The sequence below is a fragment of the Aeromonas sp. 95A genome, from assembly GCF_051919235.1.
In the GTDB taxonomy this organism is placed as follows: domain Bacteria; phylum Pseudomonadota; class Gammaproteobacteria; order Enterobacterales; family Aeromonadaceae; genus Aeromonas; species Aeromonas veronii.
Map to the genome: position 1 here is coordinate 2,580,001 of NZ_JBQBFC010000001.1, position 24,067 is coordinate 2,604,067.

22 protein-coding genes and 3 tRNA genes (1 of these 25 cut by a window edge) are annotated in these 24,067 nt (G+C 55.6%); 2 read left to right on the forward strand and 23 right to left on the reverse strand.

From position 1 onward, the window contains the following. From tuf (ACTG2U_RS11625) to ACTG2U_RS11725, 21 genes are all read right to left on the reverse strand, one after another. A protein-coding gene (tuf, locus tag ACTG2U_RS11625; RefSeq protein WP_005339879.1) for an elongation factor Tu crosses the window boundary here: on the reverse strand, positions 1-1,175 show its 5' portion. Its footprint begins 10 nt before the window's first position; only the first 1,175 of its 1,185 coding nucleotides appear in the window; its start codon is at positions 1,173-1,175; its stop codon lies off the left edge, out of view. Between the two features lie 54 nt (positions 1,176-1,229). Beyond that, the gene (gene fusA / locus ACTG2U_RS11630) at positions 1,230-3,335 is read right to left on the reverse strand and encodes an elongation factor G (protein ID WP_021229318.1); all 2,106 of its coding nucleotides are present in this window, start codon (positions 3,333-3,335) and stop codon (positions 1,230-1,232) included. 75 nt (positions 3,336-3,410) lie between these two features. Beyond that, the gene (gene rpsG / locus ACTG2U_RS11635) at positions 3,411-3,881 is read right to left on the reverse strand and encodes a 30S ribosomal protein S7 (protein ID WP_005339911.1); all 471 of its coding nucleotides are present in this window, start codon (positions 3,879-3,881) and stop codon (positions 3,411-3,413) included. 93 nt (positions 3,882-3,974) lie between these two features. Then, complete coding sequence (rpsL, locus tag ACTG2U_RS11640; protein WP_005306278.1) at positions 3,975-4,349, reverse strand: 30S ribosomal protein S12; 375 nt, start codon at positions 4,347-4,349, stop codon at positions 3,975-3,977. A 182-nt stretch (positions 4,350-4,531) separates the two neighbouring features. Continuing rightward, the gene (gene tusB, locus ACTG2U_RS11645; RefSeq protein ID WP_040067657.1) at positions 4,532-4,810 is read right to left on the reverse strand and encodes a sulfurtransferase complex subunit TusB; all 279 of its coding nucleotides are present in this window, start codon (positions 4,808-4,810) and stop codon (positions 4,532-4,534) included. A gap of 7 nt (positions 4,811-4,817) precedes the next feature. Continuing rightward, positions 4,818-5,177: a sulfurtransferase complex subunit TusC gene (tusC, locus tag ACTG2U_RS11650; RefSeq protein ID WP_005341830.1), complete on the reverse strand. Its 360-nt coding sequence runs from the start codon at positions 5,175-5,177 to the stop codon at positions 4,818-4,820. An 8-nt stretch (positions 5,178-5,185) separates the two neighbouring features. Further along, complete coding sequence (gene tusD, locus ACTG2U_RS11655) at positions 5,186-5,578, reverse strand: sulfurtransferase complex subunit TusD (RefSeq protein ID WP_058056197.1); 393 nt, start codon at positions 5,576-5,578, stop codon at positions 5,186-5,188. Positions 5,579-5,662: 84 nt separating this feature from the next. Next, on the reverse strand, positions 5,663-6,043 hold the full coding sequence (locus tag ACTG2U_RS11660) for a RidA family protein (RefSeq protein WP_005339904.1): 381 nt from the start codon (positions 6,041-6,043) through the stop codon (positions 5,663-5,665). Between the two features lie 24 nt (positions 6,044-6,067). Continuing rightward, complete coding sequence (locus tag ACTG2U_RS11665; RefSeq protein ID WP_005339902.1) at positions 6,068-6,784, reverse strand: helix-turn-helix transcriptional regulator; 717 nt, start codon at positions 6,782-6,784, stop codon at positions 6,068-6,070. A 194-nt stretch (positions 6,785-6,978) separates the two neighbouring features. Continuing rightward, entirely contained in the window at positions 6,979-11,283 is a 4,305-nt protein-coding gene (gene rpoC / locus ACTG2U_RS11670; protein WP_005339899.1) for a DNA-directed RNA polymerase subunit beta', read from the reverse strand. A gap of 91 nt (positions 11,284-11,374) precedes the next feature. Continuing rightward, a complete protein-coding gene (gene rpoB, locus ACTG2U_RS11675; protein ID WP_429013283.1) occupies positions 11,375-15,403 on the reverse strand; it encodes a DNA-directed RNA polymerase subunit beta in 4,029 nt (1,342 codons plus the stop codon). A gap of 224 nt (positions 15,404-15,627) precedes the next feature. Beyond that, entirely contained in the window at positions 15,628-15,993 is a 366-nt protein-coding gene (gene rplL, locus ACTG2U_RS11680) for a 50S ribosomal protein L7/L12 (RefSeq protein WP_005306304.1), read from the reverse strand. Between the two features lie 51 nt (positions 15,994-16,044). Next, complete coding sequence (rplJ, locus tag ACTG2U_RS11685) at positions 16,045-16,545, reverse strand: 50S ribosomal protein L10 (RefSeq protein WP_005339895.1); 501 nt, start codon at positions 16,543-16,545, stop codon at positions 16,045-16,047. Between the two features lie 256 nt (positions 16,546-16,801). Next, a complete protein-coding gene (gene rplA / locus ACTG2U_RS11690) occupies positions 16,802-17,503 on the reverse strand; it encodes a 50S ribosomal protein L1 (RefSeq protein WP_005339888.1) in 702 nt (233 codons plus the stop codon). A gap of 4 nt (positions 17,504-17,507) precedes the next feature. Further along, the gene (gene rplK, locus ACTG2U_RS11695; protein ID WP_005339887.1) at positions 17,508-17,936 is read right to left on the reverse strand and encodes a 50S ribosomal protein L11; all 429 of its coding nucleotides are present in this window, start codon (positions 17,934-17,936) and stop codon (positions 17,508-17,510) included. A 134-nt stretch (positions 17,937-18,070) separates the two neighbouring features. Then, positions 18,071-18,622, reverse strand: coding sequence for a transcription termination/antitermination protein NusG (gene nusG / locus ACTG2U_RS11700; RefSeq protein ID WP_005306318.1), 552 nt, complete (start codon positions 18,620-18,622; stop codon positions 18,071-18,073). 9 nt (positions 18,623-18,631) lie between these two features. Continuing rightward, positions 18,632-19,003, reverse strand: a complete 372-nt coding sequence (secE, locus tag ACTG2U_RS11705) for a preprotein translocase subunit SecE (RefSeq protein ID WP_005306322.1) — start codon at positions 19,001-19,003, stop codon at positions 18,632-18,634. Positions 19,004-19,063: 60 nt separating this feature from the next. Then, positions 19,064-19,140 (reverse strand) — tRNA-Trp (locus ACTG2U_RS11710). 53 nt (positions 19,141-19,193) lie between these two features. Continuing rightward, positions 19,194-20,378 (reverse strand): elongation factor Tu, encoded by a 1,185-nt coding sequence (gene tuf, locus ACTG2U_RS11715; protein WP_236353834.1) that lies wholly within the window; start codon positions 20,376-20,378, stop codon positions 19,194-19,196. A gap of 168 nt (positions 20,379-20,546) precedes the next feature. Next, positions 20,547-20,621, reverse strand: a tRNA-Gly gene (locus ACTG2U_RS11720). Positions 20,622-20,659: 38 nt separating this feature from the next. Beyond that, positions 20,660-20,744: transfer RNA gene (locus tag ACTG2U_RS11725), tRNA-Tyr, on the reverse strand. 117 nt (positions 20,745-20,861) lie between these two features. Between ACTG2U_RS11725 and ACTG2U_RS11730 the strand changes: the two genes are divergently transcribed. Then, entirely contained in the window at positions 20,862-21,011 is a 150-nt protein-coding gene (locus tag ACTG2U_RS11730) for a hypothetical protein (RefSeq protein ID WP_180342851.1), read from the forward strand. Continuing rightward, positions 21,008-21,946, forward strand: coding sequence for a type I pantothenate kinase (gene coaA, locus ACTG2U_RS11735; RefSeq protein ID WP_005339877.1), 939 nt, complete (start codon positions 21,008-21,010; stop codon positions 21,944-21,946). The genes ACTG2U_RS11730 and coaA overlap by 4 nt, the downstream gene beginning before the upstream one ends. An 80-nt stretch (positions 21,947-22,026) precedes the next feature. On the opposite strand, the gene birA is transcribed toward coaA, so the two are convergent. Together birA and murB are read right to left on the reverse strand one after the other, a co-directional pair. Further along, the gene (gene birA, locus ACTG2U_RS11740; RefSeq protein WP_439974509.1) at positions 22,027-22,992 is read right to left on the reverse strand and encodes a bifunctional biotin--[acetyl-CoA-carboxylase] ligase/biotin operon repressor BirA; all 966 of its coding nucleotides are present in this window, start codon (positions 22,990-22,992) and stop codon (positions 22,027-22,029) included. After that, positions 22,989-24,026 carry a UDP-N-acetylmuramate dehydrogenase gene (gene murB, locus ACTG2U_RS11745; protein WP_439974510.1) on the reverse strand — a complete coding sequence of 346 codons (1,038 nt, stop codon included), beginning with the start codon at positions 24,024-24,026 and terminating at the stop codon, positions 22,989-22,991. The genes birA and murB overlap by 4 nt, the downstream gene beginning before the upstream one ends. Between the last annotated feature and the right edge of the window lie 41 nt (positions 24,027-24,067).

The following is a 24,067-nucleotide window of genomic DNA, read 5'->3' on the forward strand; positions in this document are numbered from 1 at the left end:
ACGCTAGCTACAACACCAGCACCTACGGTACGGCCACCTTCACGGATAGCGAAACGCAGGCCGTCGTCCATTGCGATCGGAGCAATCAGGGTAACAACCATTTTGATGTTGTCGCCCGGCATTACCATCTCTACGCCTTCCGGCAGTTCGATGGTACCGGTCACGTCGGTAGTACGGAAGTAGAACTGCGGACGGTAGCCTTTGAAGAACGGGGTATGACGACCACCTTCTTCTTTGGACAGTACGTACACTTCAGATTCGAACTTGGTGTGCGGCTTGATAGAACCCGGCTTGGCCAGTACCTGACCACGCTCTACGTCTTCACGCTTAACACCACGCAGCAGCGCGCCGATGTTCTCGCCTGCACGACCTTCGTCCAGCAGCTTGCGGAACATTTCAACACCGGTACAGGTGGTAGAAACGGTATCTTTGATACCAACGATTTCTACAGTCTCACCTACTTTAACGATACCGCGCTCTACACGACCGGTAACTACGGTACCACGGCCAGCGATAGAGAATACGTCTTCGATAGGCATCAGGAACGGCTGGTCAATCGCGCGCTCCGGCTCCGGGATGTAGGTATCCAGGTGGCCAGCCAGCTCGATGATCTTCTCTTCCCACTGAGCGTCGCCTTCCAGCGCTTTCAGCGCGGAACCACGAACTACCGGCAGGTCATCACCCGGGAAGTCGTACTCGGTCAGCAGTTCACGAACTTCCATCTCAACCAGTTCGAGCAGCTCTTCGTCATCAACCATGTCACACTTGTTCATGAACACGATCATGTACGGGATACCAACCTGACGACCCAGCAGGATGTGCTCACGAGTCTGTGGCATCGGGCCGTCAGTCGCTGCTACTACCAGGATCGCGCCGTCCATCTGGGCAGCACCGGTGATCATGTTTTTAACGTAGTCGGCGTGACCCGGGCAATCTACGTGGGCGTAGTGACGGGTAGCGGTGTCGTATTCTACGTGGGAGGTGTTGATGGTGATACCACGCTCACGCTCTTCCGGTGCCTTGTCGATCTGGTCGAAGGCGAAAGCTTTACCACCGAAGTGCTTGGCCAGCACGTTGGTGATAGCTGCAGTCAGGGTGGTTTTACCGTGGTCAACGTGGCCGATGGTGCCGACGTTTACGTGCGGTTTATTACGCTCAAATTTTTCTTTAGACACGACGTAGTCCTTCTAGGTTAAACCCGCCTACCGTCGTAGGCGGGGAATCTTAAATTACTTGGATTTGCGCTCTTCGATCACGGCTTGTGCAACGTTGGTCGGTGCATCGTGATACTTGGCGAATTCCATGGCGTAGGAAGCACGACCCTGGGTAGCGGAACGCAGTGCAGTTGCATAACCGAACATTTCGGCCAGCGGCACCAGAGCACGTACGATCTTGCCGGACGGGCCATCTTCCATACCTTCGATCAGGCCACGACGACGGTTCAGGTCACCGATAACGTCGCCCATGTAATCTTCCGGAGTTTCAACTTCTACTTTCATGATCGGTTCGAGCAGAACCGGGTTGGCTTTCATGAAGCCAGCCTTAAAGGCCATGGAAGCAGCGATTTTGAACGCCAGTTCGGAAGAGTCGACATCGTGGTAAGAACCGAAGTGCAGACGCACACCCAGATCCATAACCGGGTAACCAGCCAGCGGACCAGATTTGAGCTGCTCACGGATACCTTTATCAACACCCGGGATGAATTCACCAGGAATGACACCACCTTTGATGTCGTTGACGAATTCGTAGGCTTTGCCTTCTTCCAGCGGGTACATGTCGATAACAACATGACCGTACTGACCGCGACCACCAGACTGCTTGGCATGCTTGCCTTCGATGTCTTTAACGGTGGTACGGATGGTTTCACGGTAGGCAACCTGCGGCTTACCTACGTTGGCTTCAACCTTGAACTCGCGACGCATACGGTCAACGATGATGTCCAGGTGCAGCTCACCCATACCAGCGATGATGGTTTGACCTGACTCTTCGTCAGTCCATACGCGGAAGGACGGATCTTCCTGAGCCAGACGGCCCAGTGCCAGACCCATCTTCTCCTGGTCAGCCTTGGTTTTCGGCTCAACCGCGATAGAAATTACCGGCTCCGGGAATTCCATACGCTCGAGGATGATCGGTGCGTTCGGGTCACACAGGGTGTCACCAGTGGTCACGTCTTTCAGACCGATGGCAGCAGCGATGTCACCAGCGCGTACTTCTTTGATCTCTTCACGCTTGTTGGCATGCATCTGAACGATACGGCCAAAACGCTCGCGCTTGTCCTTGACGGAGTTCAGCACGGTGTCACCGGAGTTGATCACGCCAGAGTAGACACGGAAGAAGGTCAGGTTACCAACGAACGGGTCGGTAGCGATCTTGAACGCCAGAGCAGAGAACGGCTCGTCATCAGAAGCGTGACGCTCGTCTTTGGTCTCGCCGTCCATTTTCAGGCCGTCGATAGCAGCAACGTCGGTCGGAGCCGGCAGGTACTCGATCACGGCATCCAGCATGGCCTGTACGCCCTTGTTCTTGAACGCGGAGCCACAGGTTACCAGGATGATTTCGTTGTTCAGCACGCGCTGACGCAGAGCACCTTTGATCTCTTCCTCGGTCAGCTCTTCGCCGCCCAGGTATTTTTCCATCAGGTCTTCAGACGCTTCAGCAGCGGCTTCAACCAGATTCATGCGCATTTCTTGCGCCTGTTCCAGCAACTCAGCCGGGACGTCTTCGTAATCGAAGGATACGCCCTGATCAGCTTCATTCCAGTTGATGGCTTTCATCTTGACCAGGTCAACAACGCCCTTGAAGTTCTCTTCAGAGCCGATGTTCAGCTGAAGGGGAACCGGAGTACCTTTCAGACGGGTCTTGATGTGCTCAACGCAGCGCAGGAAGTTGGCGCCGGTACGGTCCATCTTGTTGACGAACGCGATACGGGGAACCTTGTACTTGTTAGCCTGACGCCATACGGTTTCAGACTGTGGCTGTACGCCACCTACGGCACAGTACACCATCACGGCACCGTCCAGAACACGCATTGAACGCTCTACTTCGATAGTAAAGTCAACGTGGCCCGGGGTATCGATGATGTTGATACGGTGCGGTTGGAACTGTTTACCCATACCGGACCAGAAAGCGGTGGTCGCGGCGGAGGTGATGGTGATACCACGCTCTTGTTCCTGTTCCATCCAGTCCATGGTGGCAGCGCCATCGTGAACTTCACCGATCTTGTGACTTACACCGGTGTAAAACAGTACGCGCTCGGTAGTAGTAGTCTTACCGGCGTCAATGTGAGCGGAGATACCGATGTTACGATAACGCTCAATGGGGGTTGTACGAGCCATTGTCATCCTCTTACTAAGGCGCTTGTCCCTAGATAATTAAAGGTGCGCAGAGTCAAAAGACCCTGCGCAAGCGGATTACCAGCGGAAGTGAGCGAAGGCTTTGTTCGCTTCAGCCATACGGTGAACGTCTTCACGTTTCTTGACAGACGAACCCTTATTGTCAGCGGCATCCAGCAGCTCGCCAGCCAGACGCTGAGCCATTGATTTTTCACCACGTTTACGAGCGGCATCAACCAACCAGCGCATTGCCAGGGCATTGCGACGTACCGGACGAACTTCTACCGGCACCTGATAGGTTGCACCACCGACGCGACGAGATTTAACCTCGACCGCCGGACGAATGTTATCCAGAGCTTCTTCGAATACGGCCAGGTGCTCTTTGCCAGATTTGGTGGCAATGATGTCCAGGGCGCCATAAACAATGGCTTCTGCAACAGATTTCTTACCGTCAACCATTACTACGTTGACAAATTTAGCCAGCAGCTCTGATCCGAACTTGGGATCTGGCAGGATTTTACGCTGACCAACAACACGACGTCTTGGCATTTCAAATTCTCCGTAACTTCAGGGATTACCCAAAACTAGAAAGCTATCTAACTAGAAACGAATTAACGTTTGGCCTTACTTAACGGAGAACCATTAAGCTTTAGGACGCTTCACGCCATACTTGGAGCGAGCCTGCTTACGGTCTTTAACACCGGCACAGTCCAACGCACCACGAACGGTGTGATAACGAACACCTGGCAAGTCTTTTACACGACCGCCACGGATCAGAACAACAGAGTGCTCTTGCAGGTTGTGACCTTCACCACCGATGTAGGAGGTGACTTCGAAGCCGTTGGTCAGACGTACACGGCACACTTTACGCAGTGCAGAGTTAGGCTTCTTCGGGGTGGTGGTATATACACGAGTGCATACGCCACGCTTCTGAGGGCACGCTTCCAGCGCCGGCACGTTGCTTTTCACAACGAGCTTGATGCGTGGCTTGCGAACCAACTGGTTAATAGTTGCCATCAAAAGGCTCCTGATAATGACTTCATAAACGTGTGGAAAATCCTCCCCGCAGATACGGGGACGCGAAATTTTATGCCCTGTTGTCTGGGGAGTCAAGATTTATACAATTTGCGTCACAAAAGGGCAATTCGGATCCGTTTGATTTCACGACATCACCTTGAATTTTCTTGAAAATATACTTCTCAGCCACCCCAGGTGCGCGGGGAACCTTTTTGCGCAATCAGTGCCACCAGACCCGCCATATCGAGCACATTGCCCACCCGATGCTGCAAACCGCGGGCTTGCAGATCTTCCTGCATCACATACAGCGGGATACCCGCCAGCCGCTCGCTCCACTGGGGAGCCGATGCCGCAATCACGGCATCCTGCATCAGTACCAGCTCATCCTCGGGCTGAAGGTATGAGAGCGCCTCTGCCAGAGCCTGACTCTGAAAGGGGGAGTTCAATATCAGATGCAACATGGAGACCTCAAAAGCTGATGTGAGTCGAACATTGTGCCCAGCGCCGAGCCAGTTCCTGGCGCGGCAGACTCTCGACCGGGATCAGCAGATCATCCACGGTCACGCCACGCTCTGCCAGCGAGTCAGCACAAACATAGACCTCTTCGATGTCGTAGAGTTCCAGCATTTTGAAGGTGGGCGCGTAGTGGCGCTGCAAAATGGCGGCAGGCTGCTGCTCCTTGAGCAGTTGCAGCACACCGTCCCCAATCAGGAAGAGGGCCAGCTCATCGGTCATGGCCGAGGTGGCCAACAAGGCATCCAGTCCTTCCCGGCCGGCGGCATGGCCATGGGGGCCACGACTGCAGATAAAGGCGATTTTCTTGCTCATGACTCCCCCTAGAACTGAACCAACCGATCGGCGGTGAGCGCAGCCTCGGCCAACTGGCCCAGACCGCTCAGACAAAATGGCGGTTGCAGATTGAAGTGTACCTGCCCTGCCCCCTTGGCTTCCTGTTCATCGAGCACACCGCGTCGCATGGCAGCGGCGACGCAGACGTCGATACGGATCCCCTGCTCTGCTGCCAGCTCTCGCCACAGACGCACCAGGTCAGTCTCATCGGATGCTGGCAGATGCAGACCGTTGCCGTTGCAGACCCCATCCTGATAGAAGAACAGGTGGGACAAGGTATGCCCCTGTGCCAACAGGGTACGGGCAAAACGATAGGCTGTGCTGGCCGATTGGGTGCCATAGGCAGGCCCCGTGACCAGGATGGCAAAACTCAGACTCATAGCAGGACTCCTGTGCTGACCCGGTCCATTTTACGCCAAAAACAAAAAAGCCCCTGCCAGGAGGGGCTTGATTCGATCTGTTGATCAGAGATGGGCAATCGCCTCGACCTCGACCAGCACATCTTTCGGCAGACGGGCCACCTCCACGCAGGAGCGGGCTGGCGCCGCATCGCCAAAGTAGCGGGCATAGACCTGGTTGAAGGCAACGAAGTTGTTCATGTCGCTCAGGAAGCAGGTGGTTTTGACCACTTTGCTGGCATCGGCACCGGCAGCGTGCAACACGGCAACCAGGTTCTTCATCACCCGTTCGGCCTGCTCTTCAATGCCGCCAGCCACGATTTCCATGGTGGCAGGATCGAGCGGGATCTGCCCGGAGGTGAAGATCATCTCGCCAACCTTGGTAGCCTGAACATACGGACCAATCGCGGCAGGCGCCTTGTCGGTTGCAATCACTTCTTTAGCCATTCATCTATCCCCTTCTGGAATGAGTTACTCGTTCTCGTCTTCACCCTGCTTGCGCTGTCGGATGTAAAGATAAACGGTATGTTTTGAAATATTGAGTTTGTCCGCCACCAGATTGATCGAATCCTTGATGTCGAAAATGCCCTTCTCGAACAGCTGGGTCACGATGAAGCGGTTCTTGGCATTGTTGGCCACGGTGGGATCGCGATTGATCTCGTCGATGGTGTTATCCACCGTCTGGGCAACCAGTTCTTCCACGCTGTTGGCAAAAGTCTCTGGTGACTGGCGTGCCGCCTGCTGGGGCGTCGGGAAAAATTCGGCCACGAACTCGTGGAAAGGCGCATTGATGTGCAGGTTGATGCAGATCAGCCCCACCACTTGCCGCTCGCTGTTGCGAATGGCGATGGTGCTCGACTTCATCAGCGCACCGGTACGGCTGCGAGCGAAATAGCTCTGGGTGTAATCCTGGCCGGTGCTCTCGATATCCTTGAGCATGCGCAGGGCGAGATCGGTGATGGGCGCCCCGAGGGTGCGTCCGGTATTGAAGCCGTTGGCGATCTTGATCACCGACTCGTGCAGATTTTCCAGGGAGTGGAGTACCACTTCACAATGCTTGCCGAACAGCTCGGCCAAGCCATCGATGAGCCCATCGTATGAGCGCAACAATTCCCTGTCTTCATCTGTAAAAGTGCGGCTGATCAGCTGTTCTTCGGGAAGCATGGCTTCCTCGATACCGACAGTCATGTTCTACCCCTGTAATAACCATTCAACTTTCCCGAGTTTTAAATTGCAGGGGAGTAAAGTCAACTTTTTTTGATTTTTTACTCTACAACTTTGCTCTGGATCATCCTGAAACCCGCGCTGCGTCTACCTTTGCCGAGGAATTGGCCAATAAAAAGGGCTCCTTGAAGGAGCCCTTTTTAATCACGGATGACGAGTTACTCTTCGTCGAAGCTACCGGCTGCGTTCAGCAGATCCGCCAGGTTCTGCTCCGCTTCATCAGCGGTCACCTGCGGGGTGCCAACAGCACGAGCTGCGGCAGCACGCTGGTTGATCCGGCTGTGGTGGTAGGCAAAGCCGGTACCAGCCGGGATCAGACGACCCACGATGACGTTCTCTTTCAAACCACGCAGTTCATCACGCTTGCCACCTACGGCGGCTTCGGTCAGAACGCGAGTGGTTTCCTGGAAGGAAGCCGCGGAGATGAAGGACTCGGTGCTCAGAGATGCCTTGGTAATACCCATCAGTACATGACGGTAGGTCGCAGGGGTCTTGCCCTCGGCAACCAGCTTACGGTTGGCAATCTTCACACGAGCAACTTCAACCTGTTCGCCTTCGATCAGATCGGTATCGCCAGCGCTCAGGATCTCGCACTTGCGCAGCATCTGACGAACGATGACTTCGATGTGCTTGTCGTTGATCTTAACGCCTTGCAGACGGTAAACGTCCTGCACTTCGTTGGCGATGTAGTTGGCGACCGGGCTGATACCGCGCAGACGCAGGATGTCGTGAGCAGACTCAGGACCGTCCGCCAGCACTTCACCCTTCTCAACTTTTTCACCTTCGAACACGTTCAGGTTACGCCACTTCGGAATCATCTCTTCGTAGACGTTGCCACCATCGGTCGGGGTGATGACCAGACGGCGTTTGCCCTTGGTCTCTTTCCCGAAGGAGATGGTACCGGAGATCTCGGCCAGAATTGCCGGTTCCTTCGGTTGACGTGCTTCGAACAGATCCGCAACGCGCGGCAGACCACCGGTGATGTCCTTGGTACCGCCGGACTCTTGCGGGATACGCGCTACCGCGTCACCCACGCCCACGTTGGCACCATCTTCCAGGTTCACGATCGCCTTGCCCGGCAGGAAGTACTGGGCGGCTACATCGGTACCCGGGATCATCACGTCTTTGCCGTTCAGGTCGACCAGTTTAACGGTCGGACGCATCTCTTTACCGGCGCTCGGACGCTCGTTGACGTCCAGAACAACGATAGAAGAGAGACCGGTCAGCTCGTCGGTCTGACGAGTGATGGTCACGCCATCGATCATGTGTTCGAACTGCAGGCGACCTGCCACTTCGGTGATGATCGGGTGGGTGTGCGGATCCCAGTTAGCAACGGTCTCGCCAGCACTCACGGCCTGGCCGTCCTTCACTTCCAGCACGGAACCGTAAGGCAGCTTGTGGCTTTCCTTGGTGCGGCCCATGTCGTCCATGATGGTCAGTTCGGTAGAACGTGAGGTGATAACCAGTTTGTCATCGCTGTTGTGAACGAACTTGGCGTTCTGCAGCTTGATGGTACCGGTGTTCTTGACCTGGATGCTGCTTTCAGCAGCGGCACGAGATGCAGCACCACCGATGTGGAAAGTACGCATCGTCAGCTGGGTACCCGGTTCACCGATGGACTGGGCGGCGATAACACCGACAGCCTCACCCTTGTTAACCAGGTGACCACGGGCCAGATCACGGCCGTAGCAGTGAGCACAGTTACCGAAGTCGGTTTCACAGGTGATGGCAGAACGTACCTTCACACGGTCAACGGAGTTGCGTTCCAGCAGGTCACACAGCTGCTCGTCGAGCAGGGTGTTGCGAGCAACCAGGATCTCGTCCTCGGTACCCGGCTTGATGACATCTTCTGCCACCACACGACCCAGCACGCGCTCACGCAGCGGCTCGACCACGTCGCCACCCTCGATCAGCGGAGTCATCCACAGACCGTCGGTAGTGCCGCAATCGTCCTCGGTGATCACCATATCTTGCGCCACGTCTACCAGACGACGAGTCAGGTAACCGGAGTTCGCAGTCTTCAGTGCGGTATCCGCCAGACCCTTACGAGCACCGTGGGTAGAGATAAAGTACTGCAGTACGTTCAGACCTTCGCGGAAGTTCGCGATGATCGGGGTCTCAATGATGGAGCCATCCGGCTTGGCCATCAGGCCACGCATACCGGCCAGCTGACGGATCTGGGCGGCGGAACCACGCGCACCAGAGTCGGCCATCATAAAGATGCTGTTGAACGAGGCCTGCTCTTCTTCTTCACCCAGCGAGTTGACGTTACGCTCTTTGGACAAGTTCTCCATCATGGCCTTGGAAACGCGCTCGTTGGCGCTGGCCCAGATATCGATAACCTTGTTGTAACGCTCGCCCGCAGTTACCAGACCTGACAGGAACTGGTCCTGGATCTCGGCAACTTCAGCTTCGGCTGCTGCGATGATGTCTTTCTTGGCATCCGGGATGACCATGTCATCGATACCAACGGAAGCACCGGACAGAGCCGCGTAGTGGAAACCGGTATACATCAGCTGGTCAGCGAAGATAACGGTGTCCTTCAGGCCCTGCTTGCGATAGCAGGTGTTCAGCAGACGGGAGATGAGCTTTTTGCCCAGCGCCTTGTTGGATACACACTTTATCCAGTTCTGCGGATTGGCATCCAGATCAGCCTGTTCTGCAGCAGTCAGCACCTTCGGCTCGTCGATCAGGGCGTATTCCATGCCTTTCGGCAGGATCAGGCTCAGGATCGCACGACCAACGGTGGTGTTCTTCATCTCGGTGTGTTCACGCAGAGAACCGTCTTCCTGACGCAGGTATTCGGTAATGCGTACTTTCACACGAGCATGCAGATCGGCCAGACCGGCGCGATATACTTTCTCGGCTTCTTTCGGGCCGGCCAGCACCATACCTTCGCCTTTGGCGTTGATACGGGCACGGGTCATGTAGTACAGACCCAAGACCACGTCCTGAGAAGGAACGATGATCGGCTCACCGGAGGCAGGCGACAGGATGTTGTTGGTAGACATCATCAGCGCACGCGCTTCCAGCTGGGCTTCCAGGGTCAGCGGTACGTGGACCGCCATCTGGTCACCATCGAAGTCCGCGTTATACGCAGCACAAACCAGCGGGTGCAGCTGGATTGCCTTGCCTTCGACCAGAGTCGGTTCGAATGCCTGGATACCCAGACGGTGCAGAGTCGGTGCACGGTTCAGCAGAACCGGGTGTTCGCGGATCACTTCGTCCAGGATATCCCAAACGACAGCTTCCTCGCGCTCCACCATCTTCTTGGCGGCCTTGATAGTGGTCGCCAGACCGCGGGTTTCCAGCTTGCCATAGATGAACGGCTTGAACAGTTCCAGAGCCATCTTCTTCGGCAGACCGCACTGATGCAGACGCAGAGTCGGGCCTACGGTGATAACGGAACGACCGGAGTAGTCGACACGCTTACCGAGCAAGTTCTGACGGAAACGACCCTGTTTACCCTTGATCATGTCGGCCAGGGATTTCAGCGGGCGCTTGTTGGAACCGGTGATGGCACGACCGCGACGGCCGTTATCCAGCAGCGCATCGACGGACTCTTGCAGCATACGCTTTTCGTTGCGCACGATGATGTCCGGAGCAGCCAGATCCAGCAGACGCTTCAAGCGGTTGTTACGGTTGATCACGCGACGGTACAGATCGTTCAGATCGGAAGTCGCGAAACGGCCGCCGTCCAGCGGTACCAGCGGACGCAGGTCCGGCGGCAGCACAGGCAGCACTGTCATGATCATCCACTCCGGCTTGTTGCCGGACTGCAGGAAAGCTTCCATCAGCTTCAGACGCTTGGTGGTCTTCTTGCGCTTGGTCTCGGAGTTGGTTTGATCCAGCTCCTCACGCATGGTTTTGACTTCACCTTCCAGATCGATAGCGCGCAGCAATGCCAGGATTGCTTCGGCACCCATCTTGGCGTCAAATTCGTCGCCCCACTCTTCCAGCGCATCCAGGTACTGCTCTTCAGAGAGCATCTGGCTGCGTTCGAGGTTGGTCATGCCCGGCTCGATTACGACGAAAGATTCGAAGTAGAGCACACGCTCGATGTCGCGCAGGGTCATGTCCAGCAGCAGACCGATACGGGACGGCAGGGACTTCAGGAACCAGATGTGGGCAGTCGGGCTGGCCAGCTCGATGTGGCCCATACGCTCACGACGGACCTTGGTCTGGGTCACTTCAACGCCGCACTTCTCACAGATCACACCACGGTGTTTCAGGCGCTTGTACTTGCCGCACAGACACTCGTAGTCCTTCACCGGTCCGAAGATACGGGCGCAGAACAGACCATCACGCTCCGGCTTGAAAGTCCGGTAGTTGATGGTCTCAGGCTTTTTGACCTCACCGAATGACCAGGAGCGGATCATGTCAGGAGAGGCCAGACCGATCTTGATACTGTCAAACTCTTCGGTCTTGGTCTGAGCCTTCAAAAACTTGAGTAAGTCTTTCACGTGTTTCCCCTGTCAGGAGTCTAACCTCGGCGCCCCGGCTGCCAAAACAGCGGGGCGCCCACGTCAATTCTCGAACAATAAGAGCGAGCTCTTACTCTTCGTCCAGCTCGATGTTGATACCCAGAGAGCGGATTTCCTTCAGCAATACGTTGAAGGATTCGGGCATGCCCGGCTCCATACGGTGGTCGCCATCCACGATGTTCTTATACATCTTGGTACGGCCATTCACATCGTCAGACTTGACGGTCAGCATTTCCTGCAGGGTATATGCCGCACCGTAAGCCTCCAGGGCCCACACTTCCATCTCACCGAAACGCTGACCACCGAACTGAGCCTTACCACCCAGCGGCTGCTGGGTAACCAGGCTGTAAGAACCGGTAGAACGCGCGTGCATCTTGTCGTCGACCAAGTGGTTCAGCTTGAGCATGTACATGTAACCAACGGTTACTTTACGCTCGAAGCGGTTACCGGTACGGCCATCGAACAGATCAATCTGACCGGATTCCGGCAGATCGGCCAGCTTCAGCAGGGCTTTGATTTCGCGCTCTTTGGCACCATCAAACACTGGAGTAGCAACCGGCAGACCCTTACGCAGGTTACCCACCAGGGTACGTACGTCGTCATCAGACAGTTCGGCGATGTTCACTTGCTGGGTGTCCTTCTCGCCCAGGTCATAGACCTGTTGCAGGAAGTTGCGCATCTCGTGCAGCTCGCGCTGCTCTTTGACCATGCGATCGATCTTCTCGCCGATACCCTTGGCCGCAAGGCCCAGGTGCACTTCGAGGATCTGACCGATGTTCATACGGGATGGTACGCCCAACGGGTTCAGTACGATGTCGACCGGACGGCCGAACTCGTCATGAGGCATATCCTCGACCGGACAGATCTTGGAGATAACACCCTTGTTACCGTGACGGCCCGCCATCTTGTCACCCGGCTGGATGCGACGCTTGACTGCCAGATAAACCTTGACGATTTTCAGTACGCCCGGTGCCAGATCATCACCCTGGATAATCTTGCGACGCTTGTTCTCGAATTTCTTGTCGAACTCGGCTTTCAGCTCAACGTGCTGTTCAGCGATCTGTTCCAGTTCGGTCTGCTTGCCTTCGTCTTCGATGGCCAGTTCAAACCACTTGGAGCGATCGAGCTTGTTCAGACGATCTTCGCTGTAACCGGCGGCCAGCAGCAGGTTGCGGGAGCGGCCGAAAATGCCGTCTTCCAGGATCTTGAACTCTTCGGTCAAGTCCTTCTTCGCTTCCTTCAGCTGCATCTCTTCGATTTCTTTGGCGCGCTTGTCTTTTTCCACGCCATCGCGGGTAAAGACTTGCACGTCAACCACGGTACCGTACACACCGTTCGGTACACGCAGGGAGGAGTCCTTCACATCGGACGCCTTCTCACCGAAGATGGCGCGCAGCAGCTTCTCTTCCGGCGTCAGCTGGGTTTCACCTTTCGGGGTTACCTTACCGACCAGAATGTCGCCGCCCTTCACTTCGGCACCCACGTAGACGATACCGGACTCGTCCAGTTTGGACAGAGCGGCTTCACCCACGTTCGGGATGTCAGCAGTGATCTCTTCCGGACCCAGTTTGGTGTCACGGGAGATACAGGCCAGTTCCTGGATATGGATGGTGGTCAGGCGATCTTCCTGAACAACACGCTCGTTCACCAGGATCGAGTCTTCGAAGTTGTAACCGTTCCACGGCATGAACGCGACGCGCATGTTCTGACCCAGCGCCAGTTCACCCAGATCGGTGGACGGGCCGTCAGCCAGTACGTCGCCAGCCATGACCGGCTCACCCAACATCACGCAAGGACGCTGGTTGATACAGGTGTTCTGGTTGGAACGGGTGTATTTGGTCAGGTTGTAGATGTCGATACCGGCTTCGCCTGGCATCAGCTCATCTTCATTGACCTTCAGGACGATACGGGAGGCATCGACATAGTCGATTACGCCACCACGCTTGGCCACTACGGTTACACCGGAGTCAACGGCCACAGCGCGTTCCATACCGGTACCTACCAGCGGCTTGTCAGCACGCAGAGTCGGTACAGCCTGACGTTGCATGTTTGAACCCATCAATGCGCGGTTCGCGTCATCGTGTTCCAGGAACGGGATCAGAGCCGCTGCCACAGATACGATCTGCTGCGGGCTCACGTCCATATACTGGATCTGGTCGGCGTTCATAAAGGTGGATTCACCTTTGTGACGGCACGGGATCAATTCATCTTTCAGACGGCCATCTTCGGTGGTCGCGGCGTTAGCCTGTGCGATCACGTACTTGCCTTCTTCAATAGCAGACAGGTAGTCCACTTCGTCGGTGATCACACCGTCAATGACCTTACGGTACGGGGTCTCGAGGAAACCGTACTCGTTGGTACGAGAGTACACGGACAGAGAGTTGATCAGACCGATGTTCGGACCTTCAGGAGTCTCGATAGGGCACAGACGACCGTAGTGGGTCGGGTGTACGTCTCGGACTTCAAAGCCGGCACGCTCACGAGTCAAACCACCCGGGCCCAGCGCGGAGATACGACGCTTGTGGGTCACTTCGGAGAGCGGGTTGTTCTGGTCCATAAACTGGGACAGCTGGCTGGAACCAAAGAACTCTTTGACTGCGGCGGAGATCGGCTTGGCATTGATCAGATCCTGCGGCATCAGGGTGTCCAGGTCGCCCAGGGAGAGACGCTCCTTGACCGCACGCTCGACACGCACCAGACCGACGCGGAACTGGTTTTCAGCCATTTCACCGACAGAACGGATACGACGGTTACCCAAGTGGTCGATATCGTCCACTTCGTCGTTACCGTTACGGATGTCGATCAGGCGCTTCATCACATCGACGATGTCGTCTTTGGTCAGTACACCAGCGCCAGTCTCGTCTTCACGACCCAGACGGCGGTTGAACTTCATCCGACCTACGGTAGACAGGTCGTAACGCTCGGCGGAGAAGAACAGGTTTTCGAACAGCTGTTCTGCAGCTTCGCGAGTAGGCGGCTCGCCCGGACGCATCATGCGATAGATCTCGACCAGCGCTTCCAAACGGTTGGAGCTGGAGTCGACACGCAGGGTCTCGGACATGTAAGCACCGTGATCCAGTTCGTTGGTGAACAGAACCTCGAAATGCTTGAAGCCGGCTTGGGACAGGTTGGCGATCGCTTCCAGGCTCAGCGCCTGGTTGGCGATCACGACCATCTCGCCAGTTTGCGGATGTGCGTAGTCCTTGGCAGCAACTTTGCCAACAACATACTCAACCGGTACCTCAATCTGGGTAACGGCATCTTTTTCCAACTGACGGATGTGACGCGCAGTCACACGACGACCGGTCTCAACCACCACGGCGCCATTGGCCACGATGTCAAAGGTCGCAGTTTCACCACGCAGACGCTCCGGCACCAGATCCATCATCAACTTGCCATCTTTTACTTCAAAACCGATGGTCTCGAAGAAGGTGGCCAGGATTTGTTCGGAAGTGAAGTCCAGGGCGCGCAGAATAATGGATGCTGGCAGTTTGCGACGACGGTCGATACGGACAAACAGGTTGTCTTTCGCATCAAACTCGAAGTCCAGCCAGGAGCCACGGTAGGGGATAACGCGAGCGTTATACAGTACCTTACCGGATGAATGAGTTTTGCCTTTATCGTGGTCGAAGAAGACGCCCGGGCTACGGTGCAGCTGGGAGACGATAACCCGCTCGGTACCATTGATAACAAAGGTGCCGTTCTCGGTCATGAGCGGAATTTCGCCCATGTATACTTCTTGTTCCTTGATGTCTTTGACGGTGCCGGCAGCTGCTTCACGGTCGTACAGAACCATACGAAGCTTGACACGCAGCGGCGCGGAGTAGGTCACTCCACGGATCTGGCATTCTTTTACGTCAAATACCGGCTCACCCAGGCGATAGCTGACATACTGAAGCTCAGCACTACCGGAGTAACTGGTGATCGGGAAAACGCTACGGAAAGCGGCCTCTAGGCCATATTCACCTTCCGGGTCAGCCTCGATGAACTGCTTGAAGGAGTCCAGCTGAATGGACAACAGATAAGGCGTGTCCAGTACCTGGTCTCGCTTACCGAAGTCCTTACGAATGCGTTTTTTTTCGGTATAAGAGTAAACCATAGGGTTCCTCAGCTCGCTGATAAGTGACCCACTCTGTCCCGCGGGACAGCTCTGTCTCAACACCGTTTTGTGTTGGCCCGGACGAAAGAAGACAGTCCGGATTGCTGGTGCACCGAGAGTCGTAAACGGTGTGAAATGCTCTCAGTCTACAGCGCAAAAAGGCTGGTGAACAAAAATTCACCAGCCCTAGCCTGTTTTATCAGGCTAATCTACATAAATGCAGATTATTTGATCTCAACAGAAGCACCGGCAGCTTCCAGCTCTTTCTTCAGAGCTTCAGCTTCGTCCTTGGACACGCCTTCCTTCAGGTTAGCCGGAGCAGCTTCTACCAGATCTTTGGCTTCTTTCAGGCCCAGACCGGTAGCGCCACGAACGGCTTTGATAACGGCAACTTTGTTGGCGCCAGCAGCAGTCAGAACTACGTCGAACTCGGTCTTCTCTTCTACTGCTTCAGCAGCAGCCGGGCCAGCCATTACGGCAGCAGCGGCAGAAACACCGAACTTCTCTTCCATAGCTTCGATCAGCTCAACAACTTCCATTACGGACATGGAAGCAACGGCTTCGATGATTTGGTCTTTAGTGATAGACATGACAAAAATTCCTGATGTTGAATAAACTCAAACAGCCTAGATAGGCGAGAATCAAGCAGCAGCTTGTTTCTGGTCGCGAACAGCAGCGATAGTACGAACCAGCTTGCCAGCAGAGGCTTCTTTCATAGTCGCCATCAACTTCGCAATTGCTTCTTCGTAAGTCGGCAGCGTGGCCAGACGATCAATTTGTGCTGCGGCGATAAACTCACCGTTAAAAGCGCCAGCCTTGATTTCGAACTTTTGGTTCGCTTTGGCAAACTCTTTGAACAGACGAGCAGCAGCGCCCGGGTGTTCGTTAGAGAAAGCAATCAAGGTAGGACCGGTAAATGCGTCGTTCAGGCACTCGTATTCGGTACCTTCTACCGCGCGACGCAGCAGGGTGTTACGCACAACGCGCATGTACACACCGGCTTCACGAGCGGTTTTACGCAGGACGGTCATCTTGTCTACAGTTACACCGCGAGAATCGGCAACAACTGCAGAAAGAGCGCCTTTGGCAGCTTCGTTGACTTCAGCAACAATTGCCTTTTTGTCTTCGAGTCCCAATGCCATTGGCTTAACTCCTGGATTGAATCCGGGTCTATTGACCCAGTACTGACACATCCCCCCTACCTTTACAACAGAGGGGAACGATGCGGTAGCAGGATTCCAGAAGAGAAAGAATCTTTCTCGCTGGGTTTCCGGCACCGTCTACGCAGGAAACATTAAGGCTTTGCAGCCTCCTGCGGTCTTGGACGGAGGTCGAAACCCCCAACCAATCAAGGCGCAAAATTATAGATTAAATTTTGCGCCTTGTAAAACCCATCAATTAGGCCTGAGCTTCCAGAGAAGCTTGGTCTACGGCAACACCGGCACCCATGGTGGTGGAGATGCTGACTTTCTTGATGAATTGACCTTTGGCGGAAGAGGGCTTGCCTTTTTTCAGGGCAACCAGCAGAGCTTCCAAGTTTTCTTTCAGCTGAACTTCGTTGAAAGAAACCTTACCCAGAGTGGTATGGATGATACCATTCTTGTCGTTACGGTAACGAACCTGACCAGCCTTGGCGTTCTTGACAGCTTCGGCAACGTTAGGAGTTACAGTACCAACTTTCGGGTTCGGCATCAGGCCGCGCGGGCCCAGGATTTGACCCAGTTGACCAACAACGCGCATGGCATCCGGGGATGCGATAACTACGTCGAAGTTCATCTCGCCTTTCTTAACCAGATCGGCCAGGTCATCCATACCAACCAGGTCAGCACCGGCAGCTTTAGCTGCTTCGGCGTTGGCACCTTGAGTAAATACGGCAACGCGTACATCACGACCGGTACCGTGCGGCAGTACAGTAGCACCACGTACGTTCTGGTCAGATTTACGAGCGTCGATACCCAGGTTGACAGCAACGTCAACGCTTTCAACGAACTTGGCGGTAGCCAGTTCTTTCAGCAGGGCAATGGCTTCGTTGATGGAGTACTCTTTGGTACCGTCAACTTTTTCGCGAATAACGCGCATACGCTTGGAAAGTTTAGCCATTGTCTTAATCCTCCACTACCAGACCCATGGAACGAGCGGAGCCTGCGATGCAACGTACTTTTGCATCCAGATCGGCACCAGTCATATCCGGCTCTTTGGTCTTGGCGATTTCTTGCAGCTGAGCAACGGTCACCTTACCAACCTTGTCTTTGTTCGGCTTGGAAGAACCAGACTTGATGCCAGCAGCTTTCTTCAGCAGGAAGGAAGCAGGCGGAGTCTTGGTTTCGAAGGTGAAGGAACGGTCGCTGTAAACGGTGATCACGACCGGAGTCGGTGAACCTTTTTCCAGCTTCTCTGTACGAGCATTGAACGCCTTACAGAATTCCATGATGTTAACACCGTGTTGACCCAGTGCAGGACCAACGGGAGGAGACGGGTTGGCTGCACCAGCAGCAACCTGCAGCTTGATATAAGCTGTGACTTTCTTAGCCATTAGGAAAATACCTCAAAAATGGGTTCTAGCGCCTCGGAGACTTGCTCCTGCAAACGGCTCCCCAACTAATAAAGGGGCAGCGAATTATAGAGATATTCGCTGCCCCTGACAACCGTTAAACGTACAGAATTCAATCAGCCTTTTTCGACCTGACCAAAATCCAGTTCAACAGGAGTAGAACGACCGAAGATCAGTACAGAGACCTTCACGCGGCTCTTCTCATAATCGACCTCTTCAACGGTACCGTTGAAGTCGGCAAACGGACCATCGGCAACCCGCACCATTTCACCCGGTTCAAACAGGGTTTTCGGACGCGGCTTGTCGTGGGCATCCTGCAGACGGTTCAGGATGGCATCGGCCTCTTTGTCGGAGATCGGTGCCGGACGGTCGGAAGTACCGCCGATGAAGCCCATGACACGCGGTACGTTACGCACCAGGTGCCATGTGGTTTCATCCATGATCATCTGGACCAAGACATAACCCGGGAAAAACTTGCGCTCACTCTTGCGCTTCTGGCCAGCACGCATCTCGACCACTTCTTCGGTCGGGACCAGTACTTCACCGAACATGTCTTCCATGCCATGCATCTTGATATGTTCGCGCAGGGACTTGGCTACACGGCCTTCATAGCCGGAAAAAGCCTGCACGACATACCATCTCATACGTTGTTCACGTTGTTCAGTCATGGCTTATCCTTACACACCGGTAATCAGGTTGACCAACCAGACCAAGGCACCGTCCAGAACGAACAGCAGCAGCCCCATCACGGCGGTCACCGCCAGCACAATCAGGGTTGTCTGAATGGCTTCCTGACGGGTCGGCCATACGACCTTGCGGACTTCCAGGCGAGACTCACGGGCGAATGCCAGTGTTGCCTTTCCCTTGGTGGTTTGCAGGGCTACTGCACCAGCAGCAGCAATGACAACGACCACACCCAGGGCGCGGACGGCAGCGACAACATCGTTGAGCAGGTAATTACCCACTACAGCGGCCGCCAGGATAATGAAAACCAGGCCCCAAAGCAGGGTATCCTTGCTTCCGCCCTGGCTCTCAGAACTAACACTCATACAACCCACCTGTATCTGACGTAACCAAAGACACAAAAGCCCCGTACGAGACGAGGTATATGGCAGGGGCGGCAGGACTCGAACCCGCAACCATCGGTTTTGGAGACCGCTGTTCTACCAATTCGAACTACGCCCCTACACAAGAAAGCCCCTATTATAGGGGCTTTGCTTTATTTATGTAAGCCAAAGATTAAGCGATAACTTTAGCTACAACACCAGCACCTACGGTACGGCCACCTTCACGGATAGCGAAACGCAGGCCGTCGTCCATCGCGATCGGCGCAATCAGGGTAACAACCATCTTGATGTTGTCGCCCGGCATTACCATCTCTACGCCTTCCGGCAGTTCGATGGTACCGGTCACGTCGGTAGTACGGAAGTAGAACTGCGGACGGTAGCCTTTGAAGAACGGGGTATGACGACCACCTTCTTCTTTGGACAGCACGTACACTTCAGATTCAAACTTGGTGTGCGGCTTGATGGTGCCCGGCTTGGCCAGTACCTGACCACGCTCAACTTCTTCACGCTTCACGCCACGCAGCAGGGCGCCGATGTTCTCGCCTGCACGACCTTCGTCCAGCAGCTTGCGGAACATTTCAACACCAGTACAGGTGGTAGAAACGGTATCTTTGATACCAACGATTTCTACGGTCTCACCTACTTTAACGATACCGCGCTCTACACGACCGGTAACTACGGTACCACGGCCAGCGATAGAGAATACGTCTTCGATCGGCATCAGGAACGGCTGGTCAATCGCACGCTCCGGCTCCGGAATGTAGCTGTCCAGGTGGCCAGCCAGTTCCAGGATCTTCTCTTCCCACTGAGCGTCGCCTTCCAGCGCTTTCAGTGCAGAACCACGAACTACCGGCAGGTCATCACCCGGGAAGTCGTACTCGGACAGCAGTTCACGAACTTCCATCTCGACCAGTTCCAGCAGCTCTTCGTCATCTACCATGTCACACTTGTTCATGAACACGATGATGTACGGAACGCCTACCTGACGACCCAGCAGGATGTGCTCACGAGTCTGCGGCATCGGGCCGTCAGTCGCTGCTACTACCAGGATCGCGCCGTCCATCTGGGCAGCACCGGTGATCATGTTTTTAACGTAGTCGGCGTGACCCGGGCAATCTACGTGGGCGTAGTGACGGGTAGCGGTGTCGTATTCTACGTGGGAGGTGTTGATGGTGATACCACGCTCACGCTCTTCCGGTGCCTTGTCGATCTGGTCGAAGGCGAAAGCTTTACCACCGAAGTGCTTGGCCAGCACGTTGGTGATAGCTGCAGTCAGGGTGGTTTTACCGTGGTCAACGTGGCCGATGGTACCCACGTTAACGTGCGGTTTATTACGCTCAAATTTTTCTTTAGACATGATCGTCCCTCTAAACTAACGCTGAGTACGCGGTGGCAAGCTAACCACAGAACAGTTTATATGATGGATTTGAATCTGGTGGGAAAGAGAGAGGTACTGATGGCTGGTTCGCTTGCCGAACTCACCCTAGGGTGCGGCTCTGCTAACGCCTGAGCCATATCAGCATCTTGGAGCGGGCAGCGGGAATCGAACCCGCATCATCAGCTTGGAAGGCTGAGGTAATAGCCATTATACGATGCCCGCATTTCTCTAACCCAAAGAACTCAAACCGCAGAGAAATATGGTGGAGGGAGAAGGATTCGAACCTTCGAAGGCAGAGCCGTCAGATTTACAGTCTGATCCCTTTGGCCGCTCGGGAACCCCTCCAGACGCCAGATTGTCACAACGGTAATTCTGCTTGCACCCGTTGTGTTTATCGCTTTTGCACGGCAAATAGACGACAGACAGTCAAGCGTCGCGCATTTTATTGTAAGGATTTGGGGGATGCAACCATTGAACCCGGCAAAATATGCTTTATTGCTGGGAAGTTTGCAAAAAAGCGGGGGCAAACAAGCCAATCCTGCTGCGTCCCTTGTCGCTCCCCCACCCTTGGTGTATGGTCGCCGTGCCCAAGAAACAGTGATGACACCATGACGACAGAGCATAACCCCTATCTGCAATTCACCCGCGAACAATGGGCGTTATTGCGCGATTCGGTCCCACTGACCCTGACCGAACACGATCTGCAGACCCTGCGCGGGATCAACGAGAAGGTGTCATTGCGGGAAGTGGAAGAGATCTATCTGCCTCTCTCCCGCCTGCTCAATCTCTATGTCAAAGCCAAACAGCGTCGCAGCCGGGTGCTGGAGCAGTTCCTCGGCCAGTCCCGTGGCAAGGGCACCTATATCATCAGCATTGCCGGCAGTGTGGCGGGGGGCAAAAGCACCACGGCCCGTATTCTGCAGGCCCTACTGGAGCGCTGGCCGGAACACCCGCGGGTAGAACTGGTCACCACCGACGGCTTCCTCTATCCCAACAAGGTACTGGAAGAGCGCGGCCTGATGCGCCGCAAGGGGTTCCCGGAATCCTACGACATCCGCCATCTGGTGGAGTTTGTCGCCAACATCCGCGCTGGTCACGAGAAGGTCGAAGCGCCGGTTTACTCCCACCTTATCTACGACATCATTCCCGATGAGAAGAAGGTGGTGGAGCAGCCGGACATCCTGATCCTGGAAGGGCTCAATGTGCTGCAAAGCGGCATGGATTACCCTCAGGAGCCCCATCGGGTCTTCGTGTCGGACTTCGTCGACTTCTCCATCTATGTGGATGCCGATGCCGAACTACTGCGTACCTGGTATATCGAACGCTTCCTGAAATTCCGCAGCGGCGCCTTCTCGGATCCCGACTCCTACTTCCATAACTACGCCAAGCTGGCGGAGAGTGAGGCGACCCAGATCGCCAGCAACATCTGGCAAGATATCAACTATCTGAATTTGCAAGAAAATATCCTACCAACGCGTGAGCGAGCCAACCTGATCATGACCAAGGGCCATGAGCACGCCATCGAGCAGATCAAACTGCGCAAATGATGACAGCCATTGCCGGATAACGAAGAGGGGGCTCGCAGGCCCCCTCTTCTGTTTGGCATCATGAGCGGCCTTGCTGACCCTCAGTCGCCCCGGCGCAGGGAGAGCTCGCCCCCCAGATAGAATTTGATCCCTTCGCCTGTCTCCAGCCGCAGGGCGCCGCGATCGTCGATGCCACGGGCGATGCCGCGGATCTCCTGATCCCCCATCAACAAGCGCACCGGGCGACCGGCAAAGTGATCGAGCCGGTTCCAGTCATCGACAAAGCTTGCCAGCCCCTGCTGCTCAAAGGTGTGCAGCGCCCGCTGCAGATGGATGATCATCCGGGCCGCCAGTTGATTGCGATCCACCAGTTCCGGATTGATGTGACGCAGCTCGGCCCAGGCCTGATCGATCTTCTCCCCTTCGCGGGCAGGCATCGCCAGATTGAGACCGATGCCGATCACCAGATGACAGCTGGCCCCGGCACTACCGCTCATCTCTACCAAAATGCCCGCCAGCTTGCGGCCCTGATAGTAGAGGTCGTTCGGCCACTTGAGCTCGACCCCCTGATAACCAAGGGACTCCAGCGCTTCAACCACTGCCACGCCGACCGCCAGACTGAGCCCCATGGCCGCCGCCATGCCTTGTTCGAGTCGCCAGTACATGCTGAGGATCAGCTGGCAACCGAACGGCGAAATCCAGGGTTTGCCACGACGACCGCGCCCGGCTGTCTGACACTCGGCCAGACAGCTCTCGCCAGAGCGCAGCTCATTGACCCGATCAAGCAGGTGTTGGTTGGTCGAGCTGATGACCGGAAAACAGTGCACCGGCGCCATCGGGGCCAGTGCCTGCAAGGTGGCCTGATCATAGAGCGCCATCGGTACCGCCAATCGGTAGCCCTTGCCGGTCAGGCTAAAGAGATCCAGCCCCAGCTCCTTGAGCGCAGCCATGTGTTTGCTTACCGCAGCCCGGCTGATGCCGAGCTGCTCACCCAGCTGTTCGCCGGAGTGAAACTGGCCGTCGCTGAGCAGAGTGATCAGGGTCTGTCTGATGGGAGTAAGGGTCATGAGAGCACCTCGTCGAGCCAGGTTTCACCGTGCGCACCCATAAAACGCACCTCGTGCTCCAGCACCACGCCAAACGTCTGCTCCACGCTGTCGCGGACATGAGCCGCCAGCGCGATCAGCTCCATGGCACTGGCGCCCCCCAGATTGACCAGCACCAGCGCCTGCTCCTGATGAACAGCGGCGCGACCAATGGCGAAACCTTTCAGACCACACTGATCGATGAGCCAGCCCGCCGCAAGCTTGGCCTGCCCTTCTCCAGCCGGATAGCAGGGCATCTGCGGGTAGCGCGACTTGAGCGACTCCGCCAGCGCGGCAGGCACCACCGGATTTTTGAAGAAGCTGCCGGCATTGCCGAGTACGGCGGGATCCGGCAGCTTGGCCATGCGGGTGGCACAGACGGTATCGAAGATGACCTGCGCCGAAGGCGCGTCACCGAGCGCTGCCAGCGGGCCATAGCCCAGCACCGGTTGCCACGCCTTGGGCAGTTTGAGCCCGACGGCGGTGATCAGGTGGGAATCCTGATACTCGTGTTTGAAGATGCTGTCGCGATAACCGAAGCGGCACTCTGCCGCCGCGATCCGTTCAATCTCGCCACTCTGCCAGTTGAACGCCTCGACATAGGAACAGAAGTCGGCCAGCTCAACGCCATAGGCACCGATGTTCTGCACCGGCGCCGCACCAACCGTGCCGGGAATGAGCGCCAGATTCTCCAGCCCGAACCAGCCCTGTTGCAAGGTATGGCGCACCAGCTGATGCCAATCTTCACCAGCCGCCACATGGAGCAACCAGTGATCACCACCATCTTCAGCGGTAATCCCCTTGAGCCGGTTGAGCACCACCAGACCGAGAAAATCGGTGGTGAAGAGCATGTTGCTGCCGCCGCCCAGATTGAGGCGAGGCAACTGGTTGAACTGTGGATCAGCACGCAGGGTTGCCAGATCGGCAACCTGCTCTACCTCGGCCAGCCAGAGGCAGTACGCATCGAGGGCAAGGGTGTTGAGCTTCAACAAGGAGGCGTTGGCATTCAGTTTCATCGGTCTATCCCGGCTTGGTGCAAGGGCGCAGTCTACCTCAA